The sequence below is a fragment of the Bacillus sp. M6-12 genome, from assembly GCF_002860285.1.
Taxonomy (GTDB): Bacteria; Bacillota; Bacilli; order Bacillales; family DSM-1321; genus Peribacillus.
Genome location: NZ_PGVF01000013.1, coordinates 109,125 through 126,608, shown reverse-complemented (window position 1 = coordinate 126,608; position 17,484 = coordinate 109,125). Strand labels below are relative to the sequence as shown.

Genomic DNA, 17,484 nt, shown 5'->3' with positions numbered 1-17,484 from the left:
GACGCGAAAATAGCGTCCTCCTTTTGGCGGGTATAAGGAATTGGGTTCATATGCTCGCATTTCCTTAAGTACTGCTGCTTTTGTCATCACCAAGGATGAACTGCCAAACAGCCCTGAAGGTATTCGCCCGCTGCAGCGTATTTACAATTACAAGGACGATAGGGCCTGCAATTAGTCCAAGGAAGCCCATTATTTTAAATCCTACAAAAAGCGACACTAGAGTTGCAAGCGGGTCTAGACCGATGCTGGAGGAGAGAACCTTAGGCTCCATAAGCTGCCGCTGGACAATTACTACTATGTATAAGACGGAAAGCCCGACTGCCAGGTTCGTTTCACCTGAGATAAACTCAAAAACAATCCAGGGAACGAAGACCGCTCCGGTTCCGAGATAGGGCAAAATATCCACCATACCGACTATTAAGGCAATAGTGATCGCATATTCTACATGCAGAACGAGCAGGCCGATTAGCACGATTACCGTTGTTATGGATATTAGCGTAAACTGTGCGCGGATAAACCCGAATAATGCCTTTTTTAAATCCTCAATTACTCTTTTTATCCCACGAAAAATTTTTTGCGGCAAAATCCTGCCGCCTATCCTAGAAAGGTGGTACCAGTCCTTGCTAATGAAGAAAGTAGCCAGAAGAGAAAAAACGATAACGGTTGCAGCGTTTGGAAACCAGCCGATGATAGCGGGTATTTTTTGAAAAAAGCTTTGAATAAAATCTCCCACTGTTGAACCAATTTGCTTGCCGCTATTTTCAATATTTGTCATAAGTGTGTTTTGCTGACTGGCATCCAAGTTATTAAAATAGGCTGCAATTTGATTAAAGAGCGGGATTATTTGCGATTCGATAAAATCTTCCATATAATCGATTAGAGTATCGAGGTGCCGGGGTACCATATTCCCAAGATAATCAGCACCAGAAACAATTTCGGCCACCAAAAGTGTAACCATACCGGCAAATAAAGAAAGAATGAAGGCAAGGGATACGAATACGGCTAGCCCCCTGGGAAGCCGAATCTTCCGCTCTATAAAGTTGACCAGCGGATTAATTAGAAAAGCAATCACAATGGCAATGATAAATGGATATGTATATCTTGAAACATAAAACAGGGCAGCTGAAGCTAGTAAAATGATACAAACTACGAATAGAAGACGTAAAAGCCGTTGTACGTGAATGGGATTCAAGAATAAAGTCCTCCTATTTCTTTTCTGTTTATATTCAAATTAAGTGAAAAATCTTAAATTATATAGCTGAAAAAAATAAAAAATTAGCCTGGCAGCAAACTGATTAATATTGCTCGGGAAGTTATATTGACATAATTACATGACTAGGAGATTGAACATGAGTGGACCAGTACTTTTTTTAGTGCTTCTGGCCTTAATCGGCATAGTGGCGAAAAACACATCATTGATTGCTGCCGCAGTGTCCTTGCTGTTATTAAAGGCATCCTGGCTTGATTCAAAGGTTTTTCCATTCTTGCAATCCAAAGGAATTAACCTTGGAGTGACAATTATTACAATTGCAGTACTTGTCCCAATTGCTAACGGTTCGATCGGCTTTAAAGAACTGGGTTTGGCAATGAAATCTCCATTGGCCTGGATAGCCCTGGGTTCAGGAATAGCAGTTGCATTAATAGCGAAAAGCGGTATTACCCTTTTGGAAAACGATCCGCATATTACAACTGCCCTGGTCTTCGGAACGATTCTTGCTGTTGCCCTGTTCAAAGGTATCGCAGTAGGTCCGCTTATCGGTGCAGGCATTGCGTTTATTTGCATGAAAATTTTTGAATTCATAAGGTGATACGCATTGGCTCAAGGGCCCGTCTTGAAAACCTGTCGGGCCGCTTGCGGAGGCCACAGGGTTTAACACGTTGAATGAGCCCTCTTCTATTAACGTGTTTAGTAATAATTAAGTAATATGATAGCTGTCAGGCACAAAGAATTTATGGAATTGATATTTATAACAGGGGAGCTTCAGTATTGTCTTTACAGCTGCAAAGCAATTTGTCTGTTAACTAGGGTTTATACCGAAAGATGTTTTTTCCTGAACGTAATTTTAATTAATCTGCTTCCATTTTTCAGGTATGAATGTTCTCTTCTAAATATATGGCAAAGTGGAAATACATATTCTATTAGATTATTAGCGAAAGATTGTAAAAACTAAGTTAGTTTTATATCCATTGTGTTTTTCTAATAAAATATTAATTTATTCACATTTTGTGCTTTTTCGTTCACAAATGTCAGATAATTGTTTATAATAGGACTTGTAAGCGCATCCTTTCATATTTTTCTATAAACATGCTTGTCCAAGGACCTGTCTGTTTACGGAAACAGCGCCGCAGCATTGAGCAAGCGCTCAGTTAAGAAAGTTTTGAAAGCGTCAAGAAGGGGTACAAATGGAAGTGCTAGTGCTTTTTCCTAATGTCAATTTATTCAGGTTTTTTAGCACTATTGGCAACGCTTTCATTTTTCCGGAGGTTTTCCTTCGGTTAGAGATACATATGGTGTGGAAATGCGCTCATGCCATCCGTGGTCGACTATATACGCAGATAGTAATGGGTAAAGGGGAATTTTATAAAAAGGAGAGATTCTTGATGACAGTAACAAGAGGTCTGGAAGGAATAGTAGCAACAACATCATCCATTAGCTCCATAATTGATGATACGCTTACATATGTAGGCTATGACATCGATGATCTAGCAGAAAATGCAACATTTGAAGAAGTAATTTATTTATTATGGCACCGCAAGCTTCCTAATAAAGCCCAGCTGTCTGAACTGACACAGCAGCTTGCAGAGAACGCCAGCCTGCCTCAGGAAGTGCTTGATCACTTCAAAATGTACCCGATTAAGGAAGTTCATCCAATGACTGCCCTGCGTTCCGCAATTTCACTCTTGGGACTTTATGACAAAGAAGCGGACCTGATGGATGAAGATGCAAACTACCGTAAAGCGATCCGCCTTCAGGCAAAGATCCCTTCCATTGTTTCAGCATTCTCCCGTGTAAGAAAAGGACTTGAACCAGTAGCTCCGAGAACTGATCTGAGCTTTGCGGCCAACTTCCTGTATATGATGAGCGGTGAGGAACCATCTCCGATCGAAGAAGAAGCGTTTAATAAAGCACTGGTTCTTCATGCTGACCATGAGCTTAATGCATCCACTTTTACAGCGCGCGTATGTGTGGCTACCCTATCTGATATTTATTCAGGTGTTACAGCAGCCATTGGTGCATTGAAAGGGCCTCTGCATGGCGGAGCTAATGAAGCTGTAATGAAGATGCTAAAAGAGATCGGGTCGGTTGAAAACGTAGAAAGCTATGTAACTAATAAACTTCAAAATAAAGAAAAAATCATGGGCTTCGGCCATCGTGTATACCGTAAAGGGGATCCGCGTGCGAAGCATCTTAAAGTTATGTCCCAGAGATTAACAAATCTGACAGGACAGGCAGAATATTACGAAATGTCGATTAAAATAGATGAACTTGTAACATCTCAAAAAAATCTGCCGCCTAATGTTGACTTCTATTCAGCATCTGTCTATCACAGCCTTGGCATCGACCACGATTTATTTACACCAATTTTTGCAGTAAGCCGTACTTCAGGCTGGCTTGCTCATATTCTGGAGCAGTACGAAAATAATCGTCTGATCCGCCCGCGTGCTGAATACACAGGCCCTGGCATGCAAAAATATGTGCCGGTTGACGCACGATAGGTTTGCATTTTTTGAATTGACAGAACTAAAGTAAATTAATAGTGTAGTAGTAAGGGTAAGGGGCTTCTTATTTATTTAGAACAAGAAAGATGTCTAGCTGCAGCGCCTGGCCCCGCGAGGTCATAAGCAAATTCCCCAGAAGGCAAAGAACGCCTTCTTACGGAATTCGTCTTATGCTGGTCAGGGCTTATCAAGGCGCTTCCGCTTTTCGAAGTGCCCTTACCTTTGATATCGATTTTGGAGGGAAAAGCAATGACTCAAGGTGAAAAAATTACAGTGGAAAATGGTACGCTGCGTGTGCCAAATAATCCAGTCATCCCATTTATCGAAGGAGATGGCATTGGTCCTGATATTTGGGCAGCAGCATCACGCGTTCTTGAAGCAGCAGTAGAAAAAGCATATAACGGTGAAAAGTCAATTGTATGGCAGGAAGTACTTGCAGGGGAAAAGGCATTCAACCAAACTGGCGAGTGGCTTCCAAAGGAAACACTGGATGTTATCCAGGAATATTTAATTGCAATTAAAGGCCCGCTTACTACTCCTATCGGCGGCGGGATCCGTTCATTGAACGTTGCTTTGCGCCAGGAACTTGACCTGTTCGTTTGCCTGCGCCCAGTTCGCTATTTTGATGGTGTTCCTTCTCCGGTAAAGCGCCCTGAAGATACCGATATGGTTATTTTCCGTGAGAATACTGAAGATATTTACGCCGGAATCGAATATGCACAAGGTTCTGACGAAGTGAAAAAGGTGATTGACTTCCTTCGTAACGAGATGGGAGTTAATAAAATCCGTTTCCCTGAGACATCAGGAATTGGTATCAAGCCTGTTTCTGAAGAAGGAACAAAACGCCTTGTCCGTGCAGCGATCAATTACGCAATCAAAGAGGGACGGAAGTCTGTAACTCTAGTACATAAAGGCAATATTATGAAGTTCACTGAAGGTGCATTTAAGAACTGGGGATACGAGCTTGCTGAACAGGAATTCGGCGATAAAGTATTCACTTGGGACCAATATGACCGCATTAAGGCTGAACAAGGCTCAGATGCTGCAAACAAAGCTCAGTCTGAAGCTGAAGCAGCAGGCAAGATCATTATCAAGGATTCAATCGCGGATATCTTCCTGCAGCAGATCCTTACTCGTCCAAAAGAATTTGATGTTGTTGCAACGATGAACCTAAACGGAGATTACATTTCTGATGCACTTGCTGCACAGGTTGGCGGAATCGGCATTGCCCCAGGTGCAAACATTAACTATGAAACAGGACATGCAATTTTCGAAGCAACACATGGAACTGCTCCTAAGTATGCAGGCCAGGATAAAGTGAATCCTTCTTCTGTACTTCTATCAGGTGTGCTAATGCTTGAACACCTTGGATGGACAGAAGCAGCGAAAATGATTACAGCTTCTGTTGAGAAGACAATCTCTTCTAAAGTTGTGACTTATGACTTTGCCCGTTTGATGGATGGAGCAACAGAAGTAAAATGCTCTGAATTTGCTGATGAATTGATTAAAAACCTGTAATTTAATCCAATAATTTATTATCTAACAAAAAGTTGCTTCTGTGCCTGGCCTTCCGCGGTCAAGTACAGAAGCAGTTTAATATCCTGGAAGCTTAAAAGTTGAGGAGGGAATGTTATGTCGTTAAAACGTAAAAAAATCTCTGTAATCGGTGGAGGATTTACTGGTGCTACAACAGCTTTTCTATTAGCTCAGAAAGAACTTGGTGATGTAGTTTTAGTTGATATTCCTCAAATGGAAAACCCGACAAAGGGTAAAGCGCTTGATATGCTTGAAGCTAGTCCGGTCCAGGGCTTTGACGCAAACATTACAGGAACCTCCAGCTACGAAGACACAGCTGATTCAGATATCGTGATTATTACAGCGGGGATTGCGCGCAAACCGGGCATGAGCCGTGATGATTTGGTTCAAACAAATCAAAAAGTCATGAAATCTGTAACTAAGGAAATCGTGAAATATTCTCCAGAATGTTATATCATCGTTCTTACCAATCCAGTTGATGCAATGAGCTATACCGTGTTCCAAGAGTCCGGCTTCCCTAAGAACCGTGTAATCGGGCAGTCTGGAGTACTTGATACGGCTCGTTTCCGTACATTTGTCGCCCAGGAATTAAATCTTTCTGTAAAAGATGTAACCGGTTTCGTTTTAGGCGGGCACGGAGATGATATGGTTCCTCTTGTACGCTACTCATATGCAGGCGGTATCCCATTGGAAACTCTTATTCCTCAAGAACGCTTAGATGCAATCGTTGAGCGCACACGCAAGGGCGGCGGTGAGATTGTAAATCTTTTGGGCAACGGCAGTGCTTACTATGCTCCAGCTGCGTCACTTGTTGAAATGGCAGAAGCGATCCTTAAAGATCAGCGCCGTGTGCTTCCGACTATCGCTTATCTTGAAGGTGAATATGGCTTTGAAGGAATTTACCTTGGCGTCCCTACTATTATTGGTGCAGGAGGAATTGAAAAAGTAATCGAACTGGAATTGACTGAAGATGAAAAGGCAGCCCTTGCTAAATCTGTTGAATCTGTTCGTAATGTAATGAATGTTTTAGCTTAAAAAACATATTCTCAATATAAATAGGTTAAAGACTGAAATTCGGGGAAACAATATTTTCCCCGAATTTTTTTAAAATGTTTTAGACCATGCAAGGAGGAGGTTTCCATGTTATTAAAAAAACGAAAGCTTGGCAGGAAAATTGAAGATATTAAAGCTGGCGAGAAGCTTTCCCTGACTGAAAAAATAGAAGACAAAGATCTTTTGCTGTACTTGGGTTTAACCAATGACGCCAACCCGCTTTATATTCAGCACGATTACGCCTCACAAACTCCCTTTAAAAAGCCGATTGTTCCAAGCATCATGCTGATTGGTATTATAAATTCAGCTGTATCAAAATATCTGCCGGGACCCGGAAGCCATATTCTCTCACAGAATATTACTTACCATAAGCCGGTTTACCATTACGGAACTGTTAAATTCCTCTTTGAAGTAAAAGAAGTAGATAGGGACCAGCAGCAGGTGAATATAAATGTTAGTGCCGAAAATGAGGAAAATGACTTAGTACTGGAAGCAAGCCTTAAGGTTTGTCCGCCCCGGTTCAATGATGCCACAAATGGTCAGGCACTTGAAAATTTTTAATAGCCTTAACGAGAACCCGCTTCTATGGGTTCTTTTTTATGTACATAGAAGGGGATAACGCCTACGTTAGAGTGTTATCCCGTCAAAACCTTTTTGCCGTTAAAACCGCAGCATCCGGGATCTTCCTAAACCGGTTGTTTCCCTTTATTCTTTTTTTATTTATAATTGGAATTGGATGAAGAGGACCGAATGGTCGAAGGGTTTTAGTATTCAAACTCGGGAGGACAAAATGGCAAAAAAGGTTCTTGTAGTTGATGATGAAAAATCGATTTTGACATTGCTTCAATACAATTTGGAGCAGGCAGGCTACACAGTTATAACTGCTATGGACGGAGAAGAAGGAAAAGATCTTGCTATCAGGGAATTGCCGGATTTAATTGTCTTGGATTTAATGCTTCCGCGCCTTGATGGGATAGATGTGTGTAAACAGCTTCGCCAGCAGAAGATTATGACTCCGATATTGATGCTTACAGCTAAGGATGATGAGTTCGATAAAGTCCTTGGTTTAGAGCTTGGAGCGGATGACTATATGACAAAGCCATTTAGTCCGCGAGAGGTAGTGGCAAGGGTTAAAGCAATTCTAAGAAGGTCGCAATTTCACAATGAGCAAACCGGGGATATAGAAGATGAGCGGGAAGAAATGATTAAGCTTGGAGCCTTAAAAGTTTTCCCCGAACGCTACGTTGCTTTGTTTGAAGGAGCAGAACTTGAATTAACTCCAAAGGAATTTGAATTGCTGGTTTATTTAGCCAGGCACAAGGGCCGGGTATTAACAAGAGATCAGCTGCTCAGCTCGGTGTGGCATTATGACTTTGCAGGTGATACAAGAATTGTGGATGTACATATCAGCCATCTGCGCGAAAAAATCGAGAAAGATACGAAGAAACCGATTTATATAAAAACGATAAGAGGCCTTGGGTATAAATTAGAGGAGCCGAAGGAAGAATGACCAATTTTCGTTTCAGACTTATCTTTACATTAACTGCACTAATTATCACTGTATTATTGGCACTGGGCCTGATACTAGGACAATTATTCAAAGGTTATTTCTTAAATACTTTTAATGAAAGGCTGGAAAAAGAAACACTATTCATATCGTTATATATTAAAGAAAACGGCGGTTTGGAAGATTTCTTTAAGGAAGGGAAAGCAGATAATTTCACAAGGATATTAGATTCTAATGTTACTATTATTTCAACGGATGGTTCTATTTTATTTGATTCAAATGAAAAAACGGGAGAATATCGCCAGGAACACAAAAGAATGCTCTCAAGAATTCTCGAAAAAAAAGGTATTGAATCTGAGGGATTTGAGGTATCGGATGGGGGCAGCGACCTCCATTATTACTGGAAGGAAATCGAGAGCAACGGAGAACCTGAAGGCTATGTGATCCTTAATAACCAGCTGGGTGTTATAAAAGAAGCAAACAGGCATATGTGGGGTATTCTGTCGATCAGTCTTGGTTCGGCATTAATTCTTATTATCATGCTGGGTGTAAAGATAGCTTCGAGATACACACGGCCGATTGAAGCGGCAAGAAAGACTGCCATCCAACTGGCGAAGGGAAATTACAAGGCTAGAACATATGAGGAAAAATCTGATGAAACCGGGATGCTAAGCACTTCAATAAATATTTTGGCGAGGAACCTTCAGGAAATGGAGGTCGCCCGTGCGATGCAGCAGGACCGTCTGGTTACCTTGATAGAAAACATTGGAAGCTGTGTTCTGTTAATTGATAATAAAGGGTATGTTACTCTTATTAATCGTTCATATAAACACTTATTTAAGGTCATTGGTACAGATTTCCTTTACAAGCTTTATTATGAGGTTATCCAGCATAAAGAAATTATCCAGATCATAGAAGAAATTTTTGTTACGGAAAAAAGCCTGAGGAGACAGCTTATTCTTCCTGTTGACCTTGAGAGAAAGCACTTTGAAGTCTATGGGGCCCCTATTATTGGAACTAATGATGAGTGGAAAGGTATATTGATCGTTTTCCATGACATTACTGAACTGAAGAAGCTAGAACAAATCAGGAAGGATTTCGTGGCGAATGTATCACATGAGTTAAAGACTCCGATTACTTCGATTAAAGGCTTTTCGGAAACACTTCTGGACGGAGCATTAAACGATAAAGAGACGTTAGAAAACTTTCTGGGAATTATTTTGAAAGAAAGCAATCGGCTCCAGATACTAATTCAGGAGTTACTGGATTTGTCTAAAATAGAACAGCATGAATTTACACTGAATATTGAAAAGCTTGATATAAAGCTGCTGTTACAGGAAACTTGTGACATATTAGATGGAAAGGCACTGCAAAAAGAAATCGAGCTGAATATCGCATCACCTGAACATCAGGTATTTATAGAGGGGGATTCCTTCAGGCTTAAGCAAGCGTTTATCAATCTTATTACGAATGCTTTGACATACACATCCAACTCCGGCAGAGTGGATGTCATAATTAAAGATGAACGGGAATTAGTGCGGATAGAAATAAAAGATACAGGGATAGGAATTGAAAAAGAAGAGCTGCCGCGAATCTTTGAACGTTTCTATCGTGTCGACCGTGGCCGGGGCCGTAACTCCGGCGGAACAGGGCTTGGTCTTGCAATCGTCAAGCATATTGTGGAGGCGCACAAGGGCCAAATTTATGTCGAAAGTAAGCCAGGTGAAGGTTCGACATTTATTGTTGAGCTTCAAAAGTAGGAATTCGGCCAGAAGGGGATAGGCAAGATTTACATTATATTTACATGGCGTTCAATCGTGCTTAACATCATGCGAATAAAATGTATTTGAAAACCCCTTCATCCAAGGGCATGAAAGGCAAGGACAAAAACCCCGTCCTTGCCTTTTCTTTTTTTATTAACATTATTGAAACTTTTTCCAATCCTTATCCGTAAAAAGACTATACAGTGCAAGGGGGGAATGAGTGAGCATGATGAATTTAAGGAAAATCTATATAATAGCAGGTGCTATTGCTGCCGTTTTATTATTGGGTCTTTTAGCTTTTACTACGTGGTATACAGTGGACGAATCCGATCAGGCGGTCATCCTGACATTTGGTGATGTGGATGAGACGATAACTGAGCCAGGACTGCACTTTAAAATGCCTTGGCCGGTCCAGTCTGTAGAGAAGCTTCCTAAAGAAACGTTCAGCCTTCAGTTTGGCTACGAGCAAAAGGACGGCGAAATCAAGGAATATCCTGAGGATACGAAAATGATCACAGGCGATGAGAATATCGTTCTTGCTGATCTGGTTGTACAATGGAAAATTACAGATCCGCCGAAATACCTGTTTAACGCTGATGAACCTGAGGAGATTTTATATAATACTACATCTTCTGCTTTAAGGAGCATTATTGGAAGCTCGAAGATTGATGATGCACTAACTTCTGGAAAAGCAGAAATTGAAGCGGACGTACGGGATTTACTTTCCAGTTTAATTGATAAATATGATATTGGTATATCAGTCCTTGCGGTTAAGCTGCAGGATGTAGAACTGCCTAATAAAGAAGTTCGTAAAGCTTTTACCAATGTAACAAGTGCAAGGGAAACAATGAACACGAAAATCAATGAAGCAAAGAAGTATGAAAATAAGCAGATGAATGAAGCAAAAGGTGAAAAGGATGCTCTCATTTCCAAGGCGAATGGAGAGAAGGCAGCCAGGACTGAACGGGCACGCGGTGATGTGGCGGTCTTTGATAAACTCTATCAGGAATACAAAAAGAATCCTGACATTACCAAGGAGCGGCTGGTAATTGAAACAATCGAACAGGTACTTCCAAAATCAGAGATTTATATTATGAATGATGATGGGAATACAATGAAGTATTTCCCGATTCGGCCGCTTGAAAAAGAACAGCCAAAACCGAAGGCGGAAGGGGATGGCCAGTAATGAACAAAGTGATTGGAATTACTGATAAGAAGAAAACAACTATAGAATGGAGAGGCTACACAAAAATAGGGATTTTCATCATAATTATATTGGCAGCCGCTCTGTTTATCTTTAACAATATTTATATTGTGAGTGAAGGAGAGTACAAGGTTGTCCGCCAGTTTGGAGAGGTAGTCAGGATTGATAAATCACCAGGGCTAAAAACAAAAATACCTTTTATTCAAACGGTAACAACTCTTCCAAAATATCAGATGAGCTATGAGGTATCAGAAGCGGAAATTAATACGAAGGATAAAAAGCGGATGCTGATCGATAATTATGCGGTATGGAGAATTGTTGACCCAAAGAAAATGATCAACAACGCCAGGTCTGTAGAAAATGCCGAAGCAAGAATGGAAGAGTTCATCTATTCCGTTGTCAGGGCGGAGCTGGGCCAATTAAACTATGATGAAATCATTAATGATGAAAAATCCTCCAGGGGGAGCCTGAATGACAGAGTGACAGAACTGGTCAATGATTTATTGAAAAAGGACTCCTATGGAATTGCGGTTACTGATGTTAGAATAAAGCGGACCGACCTGCCGGCGGAAAATGAAGAATCGGTATTTAAGCGGATGATATCTGAACGCGAATCCAAAGCCCAGGAATATTTGTCGATGGGTGATGCTGAAAAAAACCGGATCGAAGCGGATACCGACAGAAAGGTTAAAGAAATCCTTTCAAAGGCCCAGGCTGATGCTGAAGTCATCAGGGCACAAGGGGAAGGGGAAGCTGCCCGAATTTATAATGCTTCTTTTTCAAAGGATGCAGAGTTCTACAGCTTATTCAGGACACTTGAATCTTATAAGAAAACCATTGATGGGGAAACAGTCATTGTCCTGCCATCAGACTCCCCATACGCACGCCTGCTGATGGGAAATACAAATTAATAGGGATGCCGTTATTTTTCTTTCCTAATATTCTCATGGTAGAATGGAGGAAGGATAATAACGGTTTTTGTTTTTATAGGGAGGTATTCATTTGACTAAAAAGATTGTTTTGATAGATGGCAATAGCATTGCATACCGCGCATTTTTTGCATTGCCTCTTTTAAATAGCGATAAAGGAGTTCATACAAACTCCATTTATGGTTTTGCAATGATGCTTAATAAAATATTGGAGGAAGAAAAACCGACACATATGCTTGTCGCTTTTGATGCAGGAAAAACGACATTCAGGCATTCAACCTTCAAGGAATATAAAGGAGGACGGCAGAAGACGCCGCCCGAGCTGTCAGAGCAGTTTCCATTTATCCGCGAGCTTTTGGATTCGTACAACATTTGCAGATATGAACTGACGAATTATGAGGCCGATGACATTATTGGAACGCTTTCGCTTCAGGCTGAAAAGGATGGATTTGAAGTGAAGGTCATTTCAGGGGATAAGGATTTGACGCAGCTCTCCTCTCCGGCTGTTACGGTTGGAATAACCCGTAAAGGAATCACCGATATTGAAGAATACACACCTGAGCATATTCAGGAGAAGTATGGCATCGGACCAGATCAAATAATCGATATGAAAGGTCTAATGGGTGATGCCTCAGATAATATCCCCGGAATTCCGGGGATAGGCGAAAAAACAGCTCTGAAGCTGCTGCATCAATTTGGTACAATTGAAAACCTTTTGGATTCGGTTAATGAAGTAACCGGGAAAAAGCTTAAGGAAAAAATTGAGGAGCATAAAGACCTGGCTGTGCTTAGCAAGGAGCTGGCCACCATAACCAGGGAAGCACCAATTGAAGTAAAGCTTGAGGACACAGAATATAAAGGAAAAGATAACGGAAAAGTAATCTCCTTGTATAAAGAACTGGGCTTTCAATCTCTGCTTGAGAAAATGGGTGATACTGCAGGAGCCAAGGATGAACTTGTCCAGGAAGCAATTGAAGTCCAGATAATCGACAAAGTGGCCGATGAGATTTTTGCCGAAGAAAATGCATTATACATTGAAATACTTGAAGATAATTACAATCATGCTGACATTATTGGGTTAAGTATCTCCAATGATAAGGGAAACTTTTATTTGTCTGCAGATAAAGCGGCTGATTCTCCAGAATTTAAACGATGGGCGGAGGACAGTACGAAGAAAAAAGCAGTTTATGATGCTAAGCGGTCCATTGTGTCACTAAGGAGAAAAGGAATTGCGCTGGCCGGAATTGATTTTGACATTATGTTAGCTTCTTATATCTTAAATCCTGGGGAAATGGTCGAGGATGTTGCTGACATTTCAAAGTGGCACAAAGGAATGCCGCTTCAAAAGGATGAAGTTTTTTACGGAAAAGGCGCAAAGCGTTCAATTCCGGGGGAAAATGCTCTAAGCGAGCACTTAGCGAGAAATGCTCAGGCTATACTTTTAATGAAGGAGCCTATGATTGCCCAGCTTAAAGAAAATGAACAGTACCGGCTGTTCACTGAGCTTGAAATGCCTTTGGCCATCATTCTTGCGGAGATGGAAATTCAGGGAATTAGGGTCGATGTGAAAAGGCTAAAGGCAATGGGTTCTGAACTGACTCAAAGGCTGAGGGCAATAGAGGAAAAAATACATGGGCTCGCGGGTGAGAGCTTTAATATAAACTCACCGAAGCAGCTCGGCGTTATTTTATTCGAAAAACTTGGGCTTCCAGCCGTAAAAAAGACAAAGACTGGCTATTCCACGTCTGCAGATGTACTTGAAAAGCTGGAGAATAAGCATGAAATTGTCCGGGAAATCCTCCATTACAGACAGCTTGGGAAATTGCAGTCTACCTATATAGAGGGATTGCTTAAGGTTGTTGATAAGAAAACAGATAAAGTCCATACCCGTTTCAATCAGGCCTTAACCCAAACAGGAAGACTCAGCTCAACAGATCCCAACCTGCAAAACATTCCAATCCGCCTTGAAGAAGGAAGGAAAATCAGACAAGCCTTCATACCGTCTGAGAAGGATTGGGTCATATTCGCTGCGGACTATTCCCAGATTGAGCTGCGGGTACTTGCCCATATAGCCAATGATGAGGGATTGATAGAAGCCTTCCTTGCCGGCATGGATATTCATACAAAAACAGCGATGGATGTATTTCATGTCTCAAAGGAAGAGGTTACATCCAATATGCGCCGGCATGCAAAAGCTGTAAACTTTGGTATCGTATACGGGATAAGCGATTACGGCCTCTCACAAAGCCTTGGCATCACCAGAAAGGAAGCTGGGGAATTCATTGATCAGTATTTAAAGAGTTTCCCTGGAGTCCAGGAATACATGAAGGAAAGTATCCAGGAAGCAAAGCAAAAAGGCTACAGTACGACTTTGCTCCATAGAAGGCGGTATATTCCTGAAATTACGAGCCGAAACTTCAATATTAGGAGCTTTGCGGAGCGGACAGCGATGAATACCCCGATACAGGGCAGTGCTGCTGATATCATCAAGCAGGCAATGATCAACATGAGCGAACGCTTGAAGGAAGAAAATCTGCAGGCCAAGCTGCTCCTTCAGGTGCATGATGAATTAATCTTTGAGGCGCCTCAGGAAGAATTAGAAATCCTAATGAAAATCGTACCGGAAGAAATGGAACGTGCTGTGGAGTTAAAGGTACCGCTTAAGGTTGACTATGCTTATGGTCCGACCTGGTTTGATGCAAAATAAAAAAGCTCCATAAACTTTTTGTAATTATTTTAAGATATTATTTTACTATCCTAATTTAGGCCCGGAATATATTATTTGCTGCGATAAAAGGAGGGAAAAATATGCCAGAGCTGCCAGAGGTTGAAACAGTCAGGCGGACACTTGAACAGCTGGTCACTGGCAAAACGATCAGGGAAGTCTCCGTTTTCTGGCCGAAAATTATAAAGATGCCCGAGCAGGCAGAGCAGTTTCAGGATGCCTTAAAGGGCCAGACCATCCATGAAATAGGCAGGAGAGGCAAGTTTTTAATTTTCCATCTGGATTCCTATGCGATGGTTTCCCATCTCCGTATGGAAGGCAAGTACGGCCTGTATAAAAAAGATGAAGAGTATGATAAGCATACCCATGTTATTTTTTCATTTACGGATGGGACTGAGCTGAGATACCGGGATGTCAGGAAATTCGGTACAATGCATTTGTTTTCCAAAGGGGAGGAATTAATAAATCTTCCGCTCCAGCATCTCGGCCCTGAGCCCCTTTCTGATGAATTTACTGTCCAGCATCTCAAAGAAAAGCTGAAGAAAACAAACAGGAAAATTAAGCCTGTTCTTCTCGATCAGACGGTTGTAGTTGGAATTGGCAATATATATGTTGATGAGGCGTTATTCCGCGCAGGGATTCACCCGGAACGGATTGCGTCTACACTGACTGAGCTTGAAATCGCGAGGCTGCATGGGGAAATAGTTGTTACTTTATCAGAAGCAGTTGAGAAGGGCGGAAGCACAATTCGCTCTTATGTTAATTCCCAGGGACAGATTGGCATGTTCCAGCTAGAGCTGCTTGTTTATGGCAGAAAAGGGGAGAACTGCAAACGGTGTGGCAAACCCTTGGAAAAGCTAGTTGTTGGAGGCAGAGGCACTACTATCTGTCCTGTGTGTCAGCCAGTAAATGGGAGTTGAGACTGAGAGCTGGCTCCTTCTTATATTAAGCAGGGGTTAGATCATGCTTAAGCTTACTCTTCCTATAACATTATACTAATAGTAAGTGAGGCAATTTGAAAATGGGCATTGTATATGGAATTACGGGTGGAATTGCAAGCGGAAAAAGCACAGTAAGCAAATTCATCAGCGATGAGCTTGGCTTTATAGTCATTGATGCGGATCTGGCAGCCAGGAAAGTAGTTGAACCTGGGATGAAAGCAAACCAAAAAATTGCTGAGGCCTTTGGTCAGCACATTCTCCTAAAGGATGGTTCCATTGACCGGGAAAAGCTTGGAACACTAATTTTTCATGACAAAGAAAAGCGGCTGATCCTAAACAGCATCGTTCATCCCGCAGTCAGAGAGTATATGATCCAGCAGCAGGAAGAGGCATTTTCCAAAGGGGAACGTGTTGTATTTTTGGATATTCCATTGCTATTTGAAAGTAAGCTCACACAGATGGTTGCTAAAACGATGCTTATTTATACAGATGAAGATGTTCAGCTGCAGCGGCTGATTGAAAGAAATAATCTTCCTGAATCTGAAGCGAGGGCCAGGATTAATTCCCAGATGCCGCTTGCAGATAAAAAACAGCTGGCCGATGAGGTTGTAAATAATAATGGAACAATCCATGAAACAAAGCAGCAAGTTGTCGAGATATTAAATAAATGGCAGGTTATCAGCAAATAAAAGCACCGGACCAGGTGCTTTTTTTGTATGGAAAAGGGGCGAAAGCGACGCCGGTTGTTTTCAATAAGAAGAGCCATTTATCATTAAAAAGAGGACATACAAAGGGTTGCCAATAGAATAACTGTTCTTTAATAGTCAGAATAATAAAACATTTAAAATTCCGCATTTTTACCATCACAATTGTGTCTTAATATGTTATACTATTTCCGAGAATACAAACATAAAGTATAACATTAATTAAAAAAAGGAGCCGAAAAATGAAAGCACGTATAGCAATTAACGGGTTTGGTAGAATCGGTAGAATGGTGTTCCGCAAAGCAATTTTAGATGATAATCTTGAAATCGTTGCCATAAATGCAAGCTATCCTGCTGAAACTTTAGCTCATTTAATAAAATATGATACTATCCATGGAAAATTTGATGGAATAGTATTGCCTGAAGATGGAGCATTGATTGTAAATGGACATCGTGTAATGCTGTTAAGCGACCGCGACCCTAAACAGCTTCCATGGGCTGAACTTGACATTGATATCGTTATTGAAGCAACAGGAAAGTTTAACTCCCGTGAAAAGGCCGCCCTCCATCTGGATGCAGGTGCGAAAAAGGTCATTTTAACAGCTCCGGGCAAAAATGAAGACGTTACCATTGTGATGGGAGTTAACGAGGATGCACTTGACATCACCAAGCATTCCGTTATTTCCAATGCATCCTGTACAACCAATTGCCTTGCTCCAGTAGTAAAGGTGCTGGATGAACAATTTGGGATTGAGAATGGTTTAATGACAACTATTCACTCATATACGAATGACCAGAAAAACCTGGATAATCCTCATAAGGATCTTAGACGTGCAAGGGCTTGTGCTCAAAGCATCATTCCTACTACTACAGGTGCTGCGAAGGCTTTATCCCTGGTATTGCCGCAGCTGAACGGCAAGCTCCATGGGATGGCTTTAAGGGTGCCAACTCCAAATGTTTCACTTGTAGATCTTGTTGTAGATCTTAAAACAGATGTTACTGTAGAAGATATTAATGAGGCCTTTGTTTCTGCAGCTGCAGGTTCACTAAATGGAATTTTAGAATTTACAACTGAACCACTTGTTTCAGTGGATTTTAATACAAACCCTCATTCAGCAATCATTGATGGATTATCCACCATGGTAATCGGAGAGAGCAAAGTAAAAGTGCTGGCTTGGTATGACAATGAATGGGGATACTCAAACCGTGTTGTTGATTTGGTATCACTTGTTGCCCGTGAAATGAAGCAATCTCTTGGAGTAAAAGTAGGTTAAATTGCTTTAACCGTTCATTGAATCATATTAAAAAATTTTGAAAGCTGATCTGTTTGACAGGCTTTCAGAATCGTGGACCCTGTCCGTTAATGCGGCAGGGTTTTTAGTGTGGTTTCGAATATATTTCT

Annotated in this window: 14 protein-coding genes; 13 read left to right on the top strand and 1 reads right to left on the bottom strand. The window is 41.3% G+C overall.

Translation table 11 applies throughout. From position 1 onward, the window contains the following. Positions 1-64 precede the first annotated feature (64 nt). A complete protein-coding gene (ytvI, locus tag CVD28_RS15040; RefSeq protein ID WP_101593198.1) occupies positions 65-1,192 on the bottom strand; it encodes a sporulation integral membrane protein YtvI in 1,128 nt (375 codons plus the stop codon). A gap of 157 nt (positions 1,193-1,349) precedes the next feature. On the opposite strand from ytvI, the gene CVD28_RS15035 reads away from it, so the two are divergent. The 13 genes from CVD28_RS15035 (at position 1,350) to CVD28_RS14975 (ending at position 17,356) form a co-directional block, all read left to right on the top strand. Then, entirely contained in the window at positions 1,350-1,808 is a 459-nt protein-coding gene (locus tag CVD28_RS15035) for a DUF441 domain-containing protein (RefSeq protein ID WP_101593197.1), read from the top strand. Between the two features lie 793 nt (positions 1,809-2,601). Then, complete coding sequence (gene citZ, locus CVD28_RS15030) at positions 2,602-3,717, top strand: citrate synthase (protein ID WP_101593216.1); 1,116 nt, start codon at positions 2,602-2,604, stop codon at positions 3,715-3,717. A gap of 252 nt (positions 3,718-3,969) precedes the next feature. Further along, on the top strand, positions 3,970-5,238 hold the full coding sequence (gene icd / locus CVD28_RS15025; RefSeq protein WP_101593196.1) for an NADP-dependent isocitrate dehydrogenase: 1,269 nt from the start codon (positions 3,970-3,972) through the stop codon (positions 5,236-5,238). A 114-nt stretch (positions 5,239-5,352) separates the two neighbouring features. Further along, positions 5,353-6,291: a malate dehydrogenase gene (gene mdh, locus CVD28_RS15020; RefSeq protein WP_101593195.1), complete on the top strand. Its 939-nt coding sequence runs from the start codon at positions 5,353-5,355 to the stop codon at positions 6,289-6,291. A 105-nt stretch (positions 6,292-6,396) separates the two neighbouring features. Beyond that, on the top strand, positions 6,397-6,870 hold the full coding sequence (locus CVD28_RS15015; RefSeq protein WP_101593194.1) for a MaoC/PaaZ C-terminal domain-containing protein: 474 nt from the start codon (positions 6,397-6,399) through the stop codon (positions 6,868-6,870). A gap of 229 nt (positions 6,871-7,099) precedes the next feature. Beyond that, entirely contained in the window at positions 7,100-7,819 is a 720-nt protein-coding gene (locus tag CVD28_RS15010) for a response regulator transcription factor (RefSeq protein ID WP_101593193.1), read from the top strand. Further along, positions 7,816-9,576 (top strand): two-component system histidine kinase PnpS, encoded by a 1,761-nt coding sequence (gene pnpS, locus CVD28_RS15005; protein WP_101593192.1) that lies wholly within the window; start codon positions 7,816-7,818, stop codon positions 9,574-9,576. The genes CVD28_RS15010 and pnpS overlap by 4 nt, the downstream gene beginning before the upstream one ends. A gap of 229 nt (positions 9,577-9,805) precedes the next feature. Continuing rightward, positions 9,806-10,765, top strand: a complete 960-nt coding sequence (hflK, locus tag CVD28_RS15000; RefSeq protein ID WP_101593215.1) for an FtsH protease activity modulator HflK — start codon at positions 9,806-9,808, stop codon at positions 10,763-10,765. After that, the gene (gene hflC, locus CVD28_RS14995) at positions 10,765-11,694 is read left to right on the top strand and encodes a protease modulator HflC (protein WP_101593191.1); all 930 of its coding nucleotides are present in this window, start codon (positions 10,765-10,767) and stop codon (positions 11,692-11,694) included. Before hflK ends, hflC begins: the two co-directional genes overlap by 1 nt. A 91-nt stretch (positions 11,695-11,785) precedes the next feature. After that, positions 11,786-14,419 carry a DNA polymerase I gene (gene polA, locus CVD28_RS14990; protein ID WP_101593190.1) on the top strand — a complete coding sequence of 878 codons (2,634 nt, stop codon included), beginning with the start codon at positions 11,786-11,788 and terminating at the stop codon, positions 14,417-14,419. A 101-nt stretch (positions 14,420-14,520) separates the two neighbouring features. After that, a complete protein-coding gene (gene mutM, locus CVD28_RS14985) occupies positions 14,521-15,357 on the top strand; it encodes a DNA-formamidopyrimidine glycosylase (protein WP_101593189.1) in 837 nt (278 codons plus the stop codon). 101 nt (positions 15,358-15,458) lie between these two features. Further along, entirely contained in the window at positions 15,459-16,067 is a 609-nt protein-coding gene (gene coaE / locus CVD28_RS14980) for a dephospho-CoA kinase (protein WP_101593188.1), read from the top strand. Positions 16,068-16,324: 257 nt separating this feature from the next. Continuing rightward, a complete protein-coding gene (locus CVD28_RS14975) occupies positions 16,325-17,356 on the top strand; it encodes a glyceraldehyde-3-phosphate dehydrogenase (protein WP_101593187.1) in 1,032 nt (343 codons plus the stop codon). The last annotated feature ends 128 nt before the right edge of the window (positions 17,357-17,484 follow it).